The sequence below is a fragment of the Novosphingobium sp. RL4 genome (assembly GCF_035658495.1).
Taxonomy (GTDB): domain Bacteria; phylum Pseudomonadota; class Alphaproteobacteria; order Sphingomonadales; family Sphingomonadaceae; genus Novosphingobium.
In genome coordinates this window covers 3,457,614-3,471,859 of sequence record NZ_CP141944.1, presented here as the reverse complement: position 1 = coordinate 3,471,859, position 14,246 = coordinate 3,457,614, and the positions used below count along the sequence as shown (strand labels likewise).

13 protein-coding genes and 1 riboswitch are annotated in these 14,246 nt (G+C 69.5%); of the genes, 12 read left to right on the top strand and 1 reads right to left on the bottom strand.

Translation table 11 applies throughout. The annotated features are described in order from the left end of the window. Window positions 1-62: 62 nt before the first annotated feature. From paoA to paoC, 3 genes are read left to right on the top strand one after another with little or no spacing between them, the layout of a single operon-like run. Window positions 63-728 carry an aldehyde dehydrogenase iron-sulfur subunit PaoA gene (paoA, locus tag U9J33_RS16655; protein WP_324696833.1) on the top strand — a complete coding sequence of 222 codons (666 nt, stop codon included), beginning with the start codon at window positions 63-65 and terminating at the stop codon, window positions 726-728. Next, window positions 725-1,675, top strand: coding sequence for a xanthine dehydrogenase family protein subunit M (locus U9J33_RS16650; RefSeq protein WP_324696831.1), 951 nt, complete (start codon window positions 725-727; stop codon window positions 1,673-1,675). The genes paoA and U9J33_RS16650 overlap by 4 nt, the downstream gene beginning before the upstream one ends. Then, a complete protein-coding gene (gene paoC / locus U9J33_RS16645; protein ID WP_324696829.1) occupies window positions 1,672-3,870 on the top strand; it encodes an aldehyde oxidoreductase molybdenum-binding subunit PaoC in 2,199 nt (732 codons plus the stop codon). Before U9J33_RS16650 ends, paoC begins: the two co-directional genes overlap by 4 nt. On the opposite strand, the gene U9J33_RS16640 is transcribed toward paoC, so the two are convergent. Continuing rightward, window positions 3,867-5,147: a cobyrinate a,c-diamide synthase gene (locus tag U9J33_RS16640; RefSeq protein WP_324696827.1), complete on the bottom strand. Its 1,281-nt coding sequence runs from the start codon at window positions 5,145-5,147 to the stop codon at window positions 3,867-3,869. The two genes, paoC and U9J33_RS16640, sit on opposite strands and share 4 nt — an antisense overlap. A gap of 156 nt (window positions 5,148-5,303) precedes the next feature. Then, a riboswitch (cobalamin riboswitch) is annotated at window positions 5,304-5,496 on the top strand. 164 nt (window positions 5,497-5,660) lie between these two features. Between U9J33_RS16640 and U9J33_RS16635 the strand changes: the two genes are divergently transcribed. Genes U9J33_RS16635 through cobU form a run of 9 tightly spaced genes read left to right on the top strand, consistent with a single transcriptional unit; the run spans window position 5,661 to window position 14,220 of the window. Beyond that, window positions 5,661-7,598, top strand: a complete 1,938-nt coding sequence (locus tag U9J33_RS16635) for a TonB-dependent receptor plug domain-containing protein (RefSeq protein WP_324696825.1) — start codon at window positions 5,661-5,663, stop codon at window positions 7,596-7,598. Continuing rightward, complete coding sequence (locus tag U9J33_RS16630) at window positions 7,598-8,005, top strand: DUF1636 domain-containing protein (protein ID WP_324696823.1); 408 nt, start codon at window positions 7,598-7,600, stop codon at window positions 8,003-8,005. Before U9J33_RS16635 ends, U9J33_RS16630 begins: the two co-directional genes overlap by 1 nt. Next, entirely contained in the window at window positions 8,002-9,048 is a 1,047-nt protein-coding gene (gene cobT / locus U9J33_RS16625; protein WP_324696820.1) for a nicotinate-nucleotide--dimethylbenzimidazole phosphoribosyltransferase, read from the top strand. The genes U9J33_RS16630 and cobT overlap by 4 nt, the downstream gene beginning before the upstream one ends. After that, on the top strand, window positions 9,045-9,626 hold the full coding sequence (locus U9J33_RS16620) for a histidine phosphatase family protein (protein ID WP_324696818.1): 582 nt from the start codon (window positions 9,045-9,047) through the stop codon (window positions 9,624-9,626). The genes cobT and U9J33_RS16620 overlap by 4 nt, the downstream gene beginning before the upstream one ends. After that, window positions 9,623-10,372, top strand: a complete 750-nt coding sequence (locus tag U9J33_RS16615; RefSeq protein WP_324696816.1) for an adenosylcobinamide-GDP ribazoletransferase — start codon at window positions 9,623-9,625, stop codon at window positions 10,370-10,372. Before U9J33_RS16620 ends, U9J33_RS16615 begins: the two co-directional genes overlap by 4 nt. Further along, entirely contained in the window at window positions 10,369-11,340 is a 972-nt protein-coding gene (locus U9J33_RS16610; protein ID WP_324696814.1) for a threonine-phosphate decarboxylase, read from the top strand. Before U9J33_RS16615 ends, U9J33_RS16610 begins: the two co-directional genes overlap by 4 nt. Continuing rightward, entirely contained in the window at window positions 11,337-12,275 is a 939-nt protein-coding gene (cbiB, locus tag U9J33_RS16605) for an adenosylcobinamide-phosphate synthase CbiB (protein WP_324696812.1), read from the top strand. The genes U9J33_RS16610 and cbiB overlap by 4 nt, the downstream gene beginning before the upstream one ends. After that, window positions 12,263-13,717 (top strand): cobyric acid synthase, encoded by a 1,455-nt coding sequence (locus U9J33_RS16600; RefSeq protein WP_324696810.1) that lies wholly within the window; start codon window positions 12,263-12,265, stop codon window positions 13,715-13,717. The genes cbiB and U9J33_RS16600 overlap by 13 nt, the downstream gene beginning before the upstream one ends. Beyond that, window positions 13,714-14,220, top strand: coding sequence for a bifunctional adenosylcobinamide kinase/adenosylcobinamide-phosphate guanylyltransferase (cobU, locus tag U9J33_RS16595; protein WP_324696808.1), 507 nt, complete (start codon window positions 13,714-13,716; stop codon window positions 14,218-14,220). Before U9J33_RS16600 ends, cobU begins: the two co-directional genes overlap by 4 nt. The last annotated feature ends 26 nt before the right edge of the window (window positions 14,221-14,246 follow it).

Below are 14,246 nucleotides of genomic sequence, written 5' to 3'. Positions count from 1 at the left end.
GCCTGTGCGTTATCGTGCCAGATGGACGGTCATGCGTCCCCATGGTGCGAAAAGGACGGGCAATGAGCGAAACGGCGCATTTCGAGGTATCCAGACGGGCGGTTCTGGCGGGCGGCGCGGCAAGCGTCGGAATTTCCGCCATTCCTTCCGTCGCGGAAGGAGCGGCACCCATGGCACAGCAGCCCCCGTCGATGGCAGTCACGTTCAAGGTCAACGGCAAGCCGCAGGCGCTCATGCTCGATACGCGCACCACGCTGCTCGATGCGCTTCGCGACCATATCGGCCTGATGGGCACCAAGAAGGGCTGCGACCACGGACAGTGCGGTGCCTGCACGGTGCTGGTGGGCGGCACGCGCATCAATTCCTGCCTGAGCCTGGCGGTCATGCACGAAGGCGACGAAGTCACCACGATCGAAGGGCTCGGCACGCCGGATGGCCTGCATCCGATGCAGGCGGCCTTCGTCAAGCACGACGGTTTCCAGTGCGGTTATTGCACGCCGGGACAGATCTGCTCTGCGGTGGCGGTGCTGGACGAGATCAGGGCGGGGGTTCCCAGCCATGTGCAGGCCGATGTCGGCAGCGCGCCGGAGATTACCGCGCTTGAAATGCGCGAACGCATGAGCGGCAATATCTGCCGCTGCGGCGCCTATTCCAACATCGCCGAGGCCATGGCCGAAGTGGCGGGCGTGCGGATCGCCGAAACCCACGGCGCGGAGGTCGAAGCATGAGGGCCTTCACTTATGAGCGGGCGCGGACGCCCGCCGCTGCCGCCGCTGCCGTCGCCGCGAACAAGGGCGCGAAGTTCATCGCGGGCGGCACCAACCTGCTCGACCTGATGAAGCTGGAGATCGAGACGCCGACCCATCTGGTCGACGTGCAGGACCTCGGGCTGGACCGAATCGAGGAGACGAAGGACGGCGGCCTGCGCATCGGCACGCTGGTCAGCAATACCGCGCTGGCATCGGACCGCAGGGTGCGCAAGGACTACGGCGTGCTGACGCGGGCCATCGTCGCGGGGGCATCGGGCCAGCTTCGCAACAAGGCGACCACCGGCGGCAACCTGCTCCAGCGCACGCGCTGCCCCTATTTCTACGATACCAACCAGGCCTGCAACAAGCGCCGGCCCGGCTCGGGCTGTGCCGCGATCGGCGGCGTCAACCGCCAGCTCGGTGTGATCGGCACGAGCGACGCCTGCATCGCCACGCATCCCAGCGACATGGCCGTGGCCCTGCGCGTGCTCGATGCCTCGGTGGAAACCGTCGATGCGGGCGGCAAGACGCGCAGCATTCCGGTGGCGGAATTCCACCGCCTGCCCGGCGATACCCCGCATGTGGAGAACGCGCTCCAGCCCGGCGAGCTGATTACCGCCGTGACCCTGCCCGCCCCGATCGGCGGCAGCCACTTCTACCACAAGGTTCGCGACCGTGCTTCCTATGCCTTCGCGCTCGTCTCGGTAGCGGCGGTGCTGAAAGCGGACGGCAGCGGCCGGGTCGCCTTCGGCGGCGTTGCGCCGAAGCCGTGGCGGGTGGAGGCTGCCGATGCGCAATTGCCTGCCGGTGCCGGCGCGGCGGCACGCGCGGCTTTCGCAGGCGCTCGCCCCACGCACGAGAACGCTTTCAAGATCACGCTGGCCGAGCGCACGCTGGCGGCTCTCATCGCGGAGAACAGGGCATGAAGTTCGAAACGCCCGCAGGCACCAATCCCATCGATGCGATGAAGGTGATCGGCAAGGCCGTCGACCGCGTGGACGGCAGGCTCAAGACCACCGGACAGGCGCCCTATGCCTATGAGCACCGGGAGGTGCCGGGCAAGCCCGCCTATGGCTTCGTGATCGGTGCCGGGATCGCCAAGGGCCGTATCGCCACGTTCAACGCGGACGATGCGCGGCGGATGCCGGGCGTTCTGGCCATCGTGTCGGCGGAGAACGCGCAGCCGCTGGGCAAGGGCAGCATGAACACCGCCAAGCTGCTGGGCGGGCCCAATATCGATCATTACCACCAGGCCCTTGCCGTGGTGGTGGCGGAAAGCTTCGAACAGGCGCGCTCTGCCGCCAATGCGGTGCGGATCACGTATGAGCGCGCGGCGGGACGCTTCGATCTCGCCAAGGAGAAGCCGGGCGCCCAGCCGCTGACCGGCAACGATGCCGATACCCACACCGGAGACTTCGCGGGTGCTTTCGCCGCGGCTCCCGTGCAGATCGACCAGACCTACACCACGCCCGATCACAACCACGCGATGATGGAGCCGTTTGCCACGATCGCCTGGTGGGAAGGCGATGCGCTCACGCTCTGGACCTCGAACCAGATGATCGCCTGGAACAAGCGGGAACTGGCGGCGACGTTCAAGATGCCGCCGGAGAAGGTGCGCGTGATGTCTCCCTATGTCGGCGGCGGCTTTGGCGGAAAGCTGTTCCTGCGCGCCGATGCGGTGATGGCCGCGCTGGGCGCCAAGGCTTGCGGAAGGCCGGTTAAGATCGCCTTGCCGCGCCCGTTCATGGTCAACAATGCCACGCACCGTCCGGCGACGATCCAGCGTATCCGCCTCGGCGCGACGAAGGACGGCAAGCTGACCGCCATCGGCCACGAAAGCTGGTCCGGCGATCTGCCCGGCGGCGGGCCGGAAGGGGCGACGCAGCAGACCAAGCTGCTCTACGCCGGTGCGAACCGCCTCACCGCCCTGCGGCTGGCCGAACTCGACCTGCCCGAAGGCAACGCCATGCGCGCGCCGGGCGAGGCGCCGGGGCTCATGGCGCTGGAGATCGCGGTGGACGAGATGGCCGAGAAACTGGGCATGGACCCGGTGAAGTTCCGCGTGCTCAACGATACGCAGGTCGATCCCGAGCATCCCGAGCGGCCGTTCTCGCAGCGCAACCTGGTGCGCTGCCTCGAGGACGGCGCGCGGCGTTTCGGCTGGGACCGGCGCAGCGCCAGACCGGCGCAAGTGCGTGACGGGCGCTGGCTCGTCGGGCTCGGCGTGGCGGCGGCGTTCCGCAACAACATCAACATGACTTCGGCGGCACGCGTGCGCCTGTCGGGTGACGGCATGGTCACGGTGGAGACCGACATGACCGACATCGGCACCGGCTCCTACACCATCATCGCCCAGACCGCGGCGGAGATGATGGGGCTGCCGGTGGAGAAAGTGCGCGTGAAGCTGGGCGATTCCTCGTTCCCGGCCTCGGCGGGCTCGGGCGGGCAATGGGGCGCCAACAGCGCGACTTCGGGGGTCTACGCGGCCTGCGCGAAGCTGCGCGAGATGGCGGCGCAGCAACTCGGCATGGACCCGCAGGCGGCCGAATTCGCCGATGGCGAGATTCGCGCGGGCAACCGTTCGGCACGGCTGGCCGATGCCGCGAAATCGGGCGAACTCGTTGCCGAAGAGACGATGCAGTGGGGGGATCTCGCCAAGAAGTTCCAGCAATCGACCTTCGGCGCGCACTTCGTGGAAGCGGCAGTGGATTCCTATACCGGCGAAGTCCGCGTGCGGCGAATGCTGGCGGTCTGCGCGGCCGGGCGCATCCTCAACCCCAAGACCGCGCGCAGCCAGGTGATCGGCGCGATGACCATGGGCGTGGGCGGCGCGTTGATGGAGGAACTGGCGGTGGACAAGCGTTTCGGCTTCTTCGTCAACCACGACCTTGCCGGATACGAAGTGCCGGTCCACGCCGACATTCCGCATCAGGAAGTGGTGTTCCTGGACGAGGCGGACGACAAGGTCTCGCCGATGAAGGCCAAGGGCGTGGGCGAACTCGGGCTTTGCGGCGTGGGGGCGGCAGTGGCCAACGCGGTCTACAACGCGACGGGCGTCCGCATTCGCGACTATCCGATCACGCTGGACAAGCATCTCGCGAAGCTGCCGGCGATTGCCTAGCCGAAAAGTGCCGCGATCAGTTCCGGCGCCGACGGGAAATAGAAGTGCATGTAGCTCGCGGTGAGCGAGCCCTGCCGGAATATCCGCTCGCCCTTGCGCCCGTCCGGCGTGCGGGCGAGCGCTGCGGGTTCAAGGCCGGTTTCCAGCATGGAGTAATGGAACGTGTGGCCGCGGACTGCGTGGCCGCCGAGTTCGGCTTCCTGCATGCCCAGTGCGGCAAGCCGGGGCTGCATCCTGGCCTGCGCAGGCAGCAGGCCCAGCATCGGCGCACTCGTGCCTGATGCGTCCTCCAGCCGTTCGCAGGCGTAGAGCATGCCGCCGCACTCGGCGAGGATCGGGCGTTCGGCCAGGAAATGCTCCCGTATGGCCCCGATCATCGTCCGGTTCGCGGTGAGCGCACAGAGGTGAAGTTCGGGATAGCCGCCGGGCAGCCAGAGCGCGTCGCATTCCGGCAGCGCCGTGTCGCGCAGGGGCGAGAAGAATGACAGCCGGGCGCCCGCGCTTTCGAGAAAGGCGAGGTTGGCCGGGTAGATGAACCCGAACGCCTCGTCCCGGGCCACGGCGATGCGCCGGCCCGCCAGCGAGGGCGGCGGAGCGGCGCAGCGGGGCGCGGCCGGAAAGGACACCGGTTCCGGCAGCCACAGGGCGCTTTCGGGCAGGAGATCGGCGGCGCGGTCTATCCGCGCTTCGATATCGGGGACTTCACCGGCCTGTACCAGTCCGAGATGACGTTCGGGCAGGCCGGCACCCTCGTCGCGTCGCATCGCGCCGAGCCATTGCACGCCTTCCTTCAGGCCGCGTTCCAGCAGTTCGGCATGGCGTTCGCTGCCCACGCGGTTGGCGAGCACGGCGGCGAGGGTCACATCCTCGCGGTAAGTCGCCAGACCGTGGACGAGCGCGCCGAAAGTCTGCGCCATGGAGGAACCATCCATCACCGCCATCACCGGAAGGCCGAAATGCCGGGCGAGGTCGGCGGAGGACGGGGTGCCGTCGAACAGGCCCATCACCCCTTCGACAAGGATCAGGTCGGCCTCCAGCGCCGCTTCGTGCAGCAGCGCGCGGCACTGGTCTTCGCCGCACATGAACAGGTCCAGCTGGTGGACGGGCGCGCCGCTGGCGATCTCGTGGACCATCGGGTCGAGGAAGTCCGGCCCGCACTTGAACACCCGCACCCGGCGCCCGGCACGGACATGGCGGCGGGCGAGGGCGGCGGTCACCAGCGTCTTGCCCTGTCCCGAGGACGGCGCGGCGACGAGCAGGGCGGGGCAGGCGGTCATCGGGCAGCCACCGCGCGGAGGCACGGATATCGCCCGGACGGAAAGGCTCGGCAGTGGTGCATGATGGTTCGGTTCCCCCCTTCCGGCGGCCGGACCTATGGCACTTCGCAAGGCTGCGCAAGCAGCGCGCTCTTGCACGCCAGACCGCCACCCGATAGGGCCGCCGCTGCGACAGGTTCCCCGCGAGGGGATCAAAAGGGAACGCGGGTTCAAGACCCGGGCTGCCCCTGCAACTGTAAGCGGAGAGCCGTGCGGCCATTTCGCCATTGGGGGTGCAAATCCCTGAGAAGGCGGCCGAAACGGCATTGACCCGTGAGCCAGGAGACCTGCCTGCCGCAGTCGTTCTTCGACCGGACAGGGTGAGCCGGGCGAACGGGGCTATCCTCGCGCAACGACAGCCACTGCCGTGCCGGCTCCCGGCGCGAAAGGGCCTGTCGTCGCCTGCCGAACGACTGCCGCCTTTCGCGTGAGTGCCGACCCGGCCGGGTTCGACGCTCGCTTGAAGGACATGCCGTGAACTGCCGAATACCCGCCGCCAGCACCCTTGCTCTTGCGCTGGCCTGTCACCCTCTCGCGGCGCTGGCCGAGGAGGCCGATGCCGCGTCCTCCGGCGAGCGCATCGTCGTTACCGCGCTGCGCACGCCGGTTGCGGCCGACCGCGTGGCCGATACTGTCACCGTGCTGGACGAGGCGCAGATCGTCGCCGCCCAGCCCATCGCGCTGACCGACGCGCTGCTGCGCACGCCCGGCATCAGCCTGTCGCGCAACGGTGGCTACGGCACCACCACCTCGCTGCGCATTCGCGGCGCCGATGCCGGGCAGACCGTCATGGTGATCGACGGGATGCGCCTGTCCGATGCCTCCTCGACGGCGGGGGGATACGGTTTCGCCAACCTGTTCGTCGACGATATCGACCGCATCGAGATATTGCGCGGCCCGCAGTCCATCCTGTGGGGCAGCGATGCCATCGGCGGGGTCGTCAATGTCAGCACTCGCCGTCCCACCGAGCCGCTGGAAGGCAGCTTCGCGCTGGAGGCCGGAACCCACGATACCGTTTCGGCCCGCGCCGGGATGGGAGGCACCTCCGAGGCGATCGACTGGCGGATTTCGGCCTCCCGCTTCACCACCGACGGCATCTCGGCCCGCTCCAACGGCACCGAGGACGATGGCTACCGGCGCAGTTCCGCAAGCGGCACCATGACCTTCCGCCTTGCGCCGGGCGTCTCGCTGGACCTGCGCGGCTACTGGTCGGATTCGAAGAACGATTTCGACGGCACCTCGGGCGATTCACGGGCCTATGGCCGGACCGGGGAATGGTCGGGCTATGCCGGGCTCAATTTCGAACTGGCGGGCGGCAGGCTGGCCAACCGCGTCGCCGTGCTCCAGACCGAGACCGACCGCGAGAACTACGACCCCGCGCGGACGATCCGCCCCATCACCTTCGACGCCCATGGCCGCGTGCGCCGCTTCGAGTACCAGGGCACTTACGCGTTCGCGGACGAGGTGCAGGTCGTGTTCGGCGCCGAGCGCGAGGAGCAGCGGATGACCACCGCCTCGCCCTCCAACAGCACGGCGGCCTATGTTCTCACCCCCACCACGGCGGATACGGACAGCGTCTACGGCGAACTGCGCCTGACACCGCTGGCCGGGCTGACGCTCAACGGGGGCGCGCGCTACGATCACCAGTCGCGCTTCGGCGGCAGCACGGTGTTCAGCGCGGGCGCGGTCTATACGCCCAACGCCGGCGCCACGGTGCTGCGCGCCAGCTATGACGAGGGTTTCAAGGCGCCCTCGCTCTATCAGCTGTTCAGCCTCTATGGCGCGGCGGATCTCAGGCCCGAGAAGGCCAGGGGCTGGGAAGTGGGCGCGGAACAGGGTTTCGGCGAAGTGCTGCGCCTTTCCGCGACTTGGTTCGAGCGGGACACCGACAACCTGATCGATTTCGCCTATTGCCCGACCAGCGGCGCCCTGCCGGACGTGTGCTACGTTCCCGGCACCACGACATCGCGCTTCGGCTATTACGCCAACGTCAAGGCGAGCCACGCGCGCGGGCTGGAACTGGCGGCTTCGGCCAGATGGGGAATCCTCTTCGCCCAGGGCAACTACAGCTTGATAGAGGCGGAGGACCGTACAGCGGGCAGCAGCACTTACGGCCGCCAGCTCCAGCGCGTGCCCCGGCACCTCGCCAATGCCGAGGCCGGCGTGGACCTGCCGCAGGGCCTGCGCGCCAGCGTGGCCGCGCGCTATTCGGGCGAGAGCTACAACGCCGCCACCGGCACCGCCATGCTCGGCGACTACTGGCTGGTGGACCTGCGCGCGCAGTGGCAGGTCAGGGAAGGCCTGATTCTTCAAGGACGTATCGAAAACGTGGGCAACGAGAATTATGAGACCGTGAGCGGCTACGGCACGCTCGGCCGCACCTTGTACCTCGGGCTGAGGAGCCGGTTCTGATGCTGCGCCCCGTCGAACCCGGTCCCGCCGTGCTGGTGTGCAGCACATGCCGCCACTCCGCCGAGACACGCGATGACGAAAACGGCCAGCGCGGCGGTGCGCTGCTGGCCGAGGCCATGCGCGACGTGCAGGCGGCGGAGCCCGACCTGCAGGGCGTTGCCGTCCACGAGATGCCCTGCCTCTTCGCCTGCCAGCGCCATTGCACCGTGGCGATCCGGGCGCCGGGCAAGCTCGGCTATGTGCTGGGTGACTTCGCGCCGGACGAGCAGGCTGCCCGTGCGATCCTCGAATATGCCGTACGCCATGCCGCCAGCGAGGAAGGCCAGGTGCCTTATCGGGAGTGGCCGCAGGGCGTGAAGGGCCACTTCATCACCCGCACTCCGCCTGAAGGTTTCATCTGCTCATGATCCGTTTCGCCGATCCTGCCGCCTTCGCGGCGTCACTCGCCCGGCTTCCCGCGCCCGATGCGGCGGCTACCGAGGCCGCCCGCGCGCGCCAGTCGGAACTGACCAAGCCGCTGGGCTCGCTCGGCCGGCTGGAGGAGATCGCGGTGTTCATGGCCGGCTGGCAGGGCCGCGAACGTCCGCGCGCCGATCTGATCCGCGCCGTGATCTTCGCAGGCAACCACGGCGTCGCCGCACGCGGGGTGAGCGCCTATCCGCCCGAAGTGACGGTGCAGATGGTCGCCAACTTCCGAGCCGGAGGCGCGGCGATCAATGCGCTGACCGCGGCCTGCGGGGCCGAACTTGCTGTGGTTCCGCTCGATCTTGACCGACCGACCGGCGACATCACCTGCCTGCCCGCCATGAGCGAGGCGGATTGCCTGGCCGCGCTCAACGCCGGTGCGGCTGCGGTAGCGGCGGATACCGAACTGCTGTTCGTGGGAGAGATGGGCATCGGCAACACCACGCCTGCCGCCGCGCTCGCCGCGCAGGTCTTCGGGGGCGAGGCGGCGGACTGGATCGGGCGAGGCACCGGGCTCGACGATGACGGGCTGGCGCGCAAGGCCGCGGCGGTGGCGGCCGCGCTTTCGCTGCACGGCCGGCATTGCGGCACCGCCTTCGAGACCTTGCGCCGTCTCGGCGGACGGGAGATCGCCGCCATGGCGGGCGCGGTGCTGGCGGCGCGGCACTTGCGGGTGCCGGTCCTGCTCGACGGGTTCATCACTTGCGCGGCGATGGCGCCGCTGCTCGCCGACAATGACGCGTTTCTGGCGCACTGCCTTGCCGCGCACTGTTCGGCCGAAGCGGGCCATGCCCGCCTGCTCGATCGTTTCGGCCTCGATCCTTTGCTTCAACTGGGCATGAGGCTGGGCGAAGGCTCGGGCGCGGCGGTGGCGGCGCAGATCGTGCGTTCGGCGCTCGCCGCGCACAATGGCATGGCAACTTTCGCCGAAGCGGCGGTTGCGGGCAAAAATGCGGGCAGGGACGCGGAAACGGCGCAGGCGTGAGCGGGATCCTCGTCCACCTGATGCGGCATGGGGCGCCGCAGGAGCCGGGCCTGCTGCTCGGCCACCGCGACGATGCGCCGACCCCGGCGGGCGTGGCGCGCTGCGTCACGCGTTCGGGCGGGCTGGCGTTCGATCGGGTGATCTCTTCGGACTTGCGCCGGTCCAGCATTCCTGCCGCGCAGATCGCGGTCAGCCGCCGCCTGCCGCACGAACGCGATCCGCGCTGGCGCGAGATCGATTTCGGTGAATGGGACGGCCTTGCCCCCCAGCAGCTCGATCCGGCGGTGCAGGCACGGTTCTGGGACGATCCGGAAGCCCATGCCCCGCCCGGCGGCGAGCGCTGGTCGCAGCTTTGTGCCCGCGTCGGCGAGGCGCTGACCGGGATCGACGGCGCCAGCCTGATCCTCACGCATGGCGGCGCCATGCGGGCGGCTCTTTCGGTGCTTTTCGGGTTCGACCATCGGCAGGTCTGGGCATTCGAACTGCCCTATGGCGCGCTCGTCAGCCTGCGCATCTGGCCGGGGGAGAACCTGCCCGCCGCGCAGATCATCACGCTCGACAGCGGCAAGCCGGCATGAGGGGGCTGGTCCTCGCGCTCCAGTTCCTGACCCGGCTGCCGCTTCCGGCGGTCCAGGCCGATGCCGGTGATTTCGCGCGGTCCATGCGCTGGTTCCCGGTGGCGGGGCTGGCGGTCGGCGCGGCGGTGGCGGCGGCGTGGCGGCTGGGCATGTACACCGGCGACACCTGGCTGGCGGCGCTGTTCGGCCTGGCCGGCTGGGCCGCGATAACCGGCGCGCTCCATCTCGACGGCCTTGGTGACGTTGCCGACGGCGCGGGCGCAGCGCACAAGGACCGGGCGCGCATTTCCGCCGTGATGGCGGACCCTCATGTCGGCAGCTTCGCGGTGGTCGCGGTGGTGCTCCAGCTGCTTGCCAAGCTGGTCCTGCTTCACGCGCTGGCGGCAGGGCACATGGCGGGGCAGATGACGGGGCAGGTGGGCGGAGCGGTGTGGGCGCTGGTGCTTGTCCCGCCGCTTGCGCGTATCGCACCGCTGGTGTGGACGCTCACGCTGCCGCCGCTGCACGAAGGGCTCGGCAGCCGGTTTCGCAGCGCCGTCGGCTGGGGCCATGTCATCGGCTGGAGCGTGGCGGCATTGGCCGCCGGGCTGCTGGTCGCGCCCGCACTGCTGGCGGTGTTCCTTGCGGTTCCGGCGTGGGGCTGGTGGCTGAAACGCCGGATCGGCGGCATTTCCGGGGACGGGCACGGGGCCGGGATCGAAGTGGTGGAAACCGCCTTGCTCCTCGCACTGGTGGTGGTGCGATGAGCGGCGCCTTCATGTTCCACGGCGGCCGGGTGAGCGAGGCCGCCAGACTCTACGGCGGCGCGCCGGAGGACTGGCTGGACCTTTCCACGGGCCTCAATCCATCGCCCTGGCCCGCGCAGGCGCCGGTAGACTGGACCGCCTTGCCCGATCCCGATGCGCTGGCCCGCCTCGAAGCTGCCGCCGCCCGCCATTTCGGCGTGGAGCCCGGCCTGTGCTGTGCGGTGCCGGGCAGCGAAACCGCGCTGCGCCTGCTCGGAAAGGCGCTGGCGCTGCCGGGCCGGGCGCTCGTTCCGGCCTATCGCACGCACAAGGAGGCGTTCTTCCCGTCGCGTCCGGCACACTTCGGCGAAGTGCCACGGGGGCAGGAGGTCTTCGTCATGGCCAATCCGAACAACCCTGACGGCGTGCTGCGCGCGCCCGAAGCGGTCATCGAATGGGCGAGGCACATCCACGAGGCGGGCGGATTCCTGATCGTGGACGAGGCTTTCGCGGATTGTCAGCCCGAGGCCAGCGTAGCCGGCGCGGTGGCACCCGGCTTCAGGATGATCGTGCTGCGCTCGTTCGGGAAGTTCTTCGGGCTTGCGGGATTGCGGCTCGGCTTCGTGCTCGGCCCGCCCGCGCTCATGATGCTGCTGCGCCAGATGCTGGGTAGCTGGCCGGTGCATTCGGCCGCGCTGGCGCTGGGCGAGGCGGCCTATGGCGACAGTGCGTGGATCGCCGAGACGCGGCGCCAGCTTCCGGTCCGCGCCGCGGCGCTCGATACGGTGCTGCGCCGTCACGGCCTTTCGCCCGAGGGTGACTGCCCGCTATTCCGGCTGGTGACGGGATGCGAGGGCAAGGCGCTGTTCGAGCGGCTTGCCCGTGCGCGCATTCTCGTGCGGCCTTTCGCGGAACATCCCGACTGGGTGCGGCTGGGCGTGCCCGCCGATCCCGCCGCGCTTGACCGGCTCGGGGAGGCGCTGGCGTGATCGAGCCGGTGGGCTTTGCGGCCATGGTGCTGGAAGGCGGGCTGGGCTGGCCGGGGCGGCTCTACGGCCTGATCGGCCATCCCGTGGGCCTTTTCGCAAGGGTCATCACCGGCTGCGAGCGGAAGCTGAACCGGGCGGACTGGTCCGACATGGCGCGCCGGATCGCAGGGCTTGCGGCGATGCTCGGCCTGATCGGCATGGTATGGGCGGGCACCGCGTTCATCGTCTGGATCGTGCGCGGCATGGCGGGGGACTGGGCCTGGCTGCTGCTGGCTATCCTCGCATGGCCGGCACTCGCGGCGCGCAGTCTCGACGATCACGTTCGCCCGGTTCTCTCCGCGCTGGAGGCAGGGGATCTGGCCGAGGCCCGCCATGCGGTCGGCATGATCGTCGGCCGTGATACCGCAGGGCTCGACGAGGCGGGCGTGGTTCGCGCCGCGATCGAGAGCCTTGCCGAGAGTTTCTGCGACGGTGTGGCCGCGCCGCTGTTCTGGCTGCTGCTGGGCGGTGTGCCGGGGGGCTGGGCTTACAAGGCGATCAACACGGCGGACAGCCTGATCGGCCATCCCGAGCCGCCGCTGCGTGCCTATGGCTGGGCGGCGGCCCGGATCGACGATGCGGCGAACCTGATTCCGGCGCGGCTGGCGGGGGTGCTGATCTGTCTCGCCGGTGGCGGCGGGTGGCGAGGCATGGCGCGCGATCACGGACGCCATGCCTCGCCCAATGCCGGGTGGCCGGAGGCGGCGATGGCGGGCGTGCTGGGTGTGCGGCTCGCCGGGCCGATCATCTACGACGGTGTGCTTGCGGCCAAGCCCTGGATCGGGGAGGAGGGCCGGGAAGCGGGCGCGCGCGATCTGCGCCGGGCGCTGGGCATTTATCGCAGGGCCTGCGCCTTGCTGGGAATTATCGCGTTGGGAGTGGCATGGCTGGCTTGATGTTGCAGGGAACCGGCTCGGACGTGGGCAAGTCGGTCATGGTGGCGGGGCTGTGCCGGGCGCTGGCCAACCGCGGGCTCAGGGTCCTGCCGTTCAAGCCGCAGAACATGTCCAACAATGCCGCCGTCACGCCGGAAGGCGGGGAGATCGGGCGGGCGCAGGCGCTTCAGGCCCTGGCCGCGCGGGCGCCGCTCCATGTCGACATGAACCCGGTCCTGCTGAAGCCGCAGGCGGACCGAACCTCGCAGCTGGTCGTCCACGGCGAGGTGCGCGGCACGCTTGGCAGCGCCAATTTCCGGGAGGCGCGGCGGACCCTGCTGCCCGAAGTCATGGCAAGCTATCGCCGGCTTGAGGCGCGCTGCGATCTCGTGGTGGTGGAAGGCGCGGGCTCTCCGGCGGAGATCAACCTGCGCGCCGGGGACATCGCCAACATGGGCTTCGCGCGTGAGGCCGGGGTGCCGGTGGTGCTGGTCGGCGATATCGACCGGGGCGGGGTGATCGCGGCCGTGGCAGGCACGCGGGCGGTGATCGAGCCTGACGATGCCGCACAGATCCGGGGCTTCCTCATCAACAAGTTTCGCGGCGATCCGGCGCTGTTCGCAGATGGTTACGCCGCTATCGAGCGTCTTTCCGGCTGGCGCGGCTACGGAGTCATGCCCTGGGCCGGCGCGGTCGGCCGGTTGCCGAGCGAGGACGCCGTAGTGCTCGAACGCGGGCTCGGCGGCGCTGGGGGCAAGCTGCTCGTCGCCTGCCCGATCCTGCCGCGTATCGCCAATTTCGATGACCTCGACCCGCTTCGGCAGGAGTCCGGCGTGGACGTGGCGATGATCCCGCCCGGCACGCCGATTCCGGCCGAAGCGGCGCTCATCGTGATTCCGGGCTCCAAGGCGACGATGGCGGACATGGCATTCCTGCGGGCCGAGGGCTGGGACATCGACGTGCTTGCCCATCACCGGCGCGGGGGCATGGTCCTGGGGATCTGCGGGGGCTACCAGATGTTGGGGCGCAGCATCGCCGATCCGCTCGGTATCGAGGGCGCGGCGGGCGAGATCGCCGGTCTGGGCCTGCTCGACGTGACGACCGTGCTCGGGGATCGCAAGGCCCTGCGCGAGGTTTCCGGCACCGCGCTGGGCAAGCCGCTGACCGGGTTTGAAATGCACCTGGGGGTGACTGAACGACACCGGGCCGAACCTTTCGCCATGCTGGGCGGCAACCGGGCCGACGGCGCTGTCGATGCAAGCGGAATGGTGATGGGAACGTACTGCCACGGCCTGCTCGCCTCCACCGATCTGCGCGCCGAACTGCTTGCGCGCCTCGGCGCGAAAAGCGACCGGCGCGATCATGGAGCCGGTGTCGATGCCGCGCTCGACGAACTGGCAGCCGGGATGGAGCGCCATCTCGATATCGACGGCCTGCTGGCCCTTACGGAGTATCGCGCATGACCAGTACATTCGTTCTCGGGGGCGCGCGGTCGGGCAAGAGCCGGCACGGGCAGGCCCTGGTCGAGGGGGTTCCCGGCCGCCTGGTCTACATCGCCACCGGGCAGGCGCTCGATGACGAGATGGAGGCGCGGATCGCCCGGCACCGCGAGGATCGCGGTCCGCGCTGGTCGACGCTGGAGGCGCCGATGGAACTTGTCGAGGCGATCGGGAAGGCGGCAGGGGAAGCCGACGCCGTGCTGGTCGATTGCCTGACGCTCTGGTTGTCGAACCTCATGCTGGCGGAAGCGGCATTGCAGCCGCGGTTCGATGCGCTGTGCCGGGCTATCGCCGACTGTCCCAAGCCGCTGGTGCTGGTGGCGAACGAGGTCGGGATGGGGATCGTCCCCGAGACCTCGCTGGGCCGGCGTTTTCGTGACGAGGCGGGGCGGCTCAACCAGCAGGTCGCGGCAACCGTGGATCATGCCGTCCTGGTCGCGGCGGGGCTGCCGCTGGTGCTGAAGTAGCCGGCAAGGAAAAAGCCGCCCCTTTC

What these genes read in the sequence shown, in the direction of transcription:
- paoA (WP_324696833.1), top strand. Translation starts at nt 63, where the DNA reads ATGAGCGAAACGGCGCATTTCGAGGTATCCAGACGGGCGGTTCTGGCG.
- U9J33_RS16650 (WP_324696831.1), top strand. Translation starts at nt 725, where the DNA reads ATGAGGGCCTTCACTTATGAGCGGGCGCGGACGCCCGCCGCTGCCGCC.
- paoC (WP_324696829.1), top strand. Translation starts at nt 1,672, where the DNA reads ATGAAGTTCGAAACGCCCGCAGGCACCAATCCCATCGATGCGATGAAG.
- U9J33_RS16640 (WP_324696827.1), bottom strand. Translation starts at nt 5,147, where the DNA reads ATGACCGCCTGCCCCGCCCTGCTCGTCGCCGCGCCGTCCTCGGGACAG.
- U9J33_RS16630 (WP_324696823.1), top strand. Translation starts at nt 7,598, where the DNA reads ATGCTGCGCCCCGTCGAACCCGGTCCCGCCGTGCTGGTGTGCAGCACA.
- cobT (WP_324696820.1), top strand. Translation starts at nt 8,002, where the DNA reads ATGATCCGTTTCGCCGATCCTGCCGCCTTCGCGGCGTCACTCGCCCGG.
- U9J33_RS16615 (WP_324696816.1), top strand. Translation starts at nt 9,623, where the DNA reads ATGAGGGGGCTGGTCCTCGCGCTCCAGTTCCTGACCCGGCTGCCGCTT.
- U9J33_RS16610 (WP_324696814.1), top strand. Translation starts at nt 10,369, where the DNA reads ATGAGCGGCGCCTTCATGTTCCACGGCGGCCGGGTGAGCGAGGCCGCC.
- U9J33_RS16600 (WP_324696810.1), top strand. Translation starts at nt 12,263, where the DNA reads ATGGCTGGCTTGATGTTGCAGGGAACCGGCTCGGACGTGGGCAAGTCG.
- cobU (WP_324696808.1), top strand. Translation starts at nt 13,714, where the DNA reads ATGACCAGTACATTCGTTCTCGGGGGCGCGCGGTCGGGCAAGAGCCGG.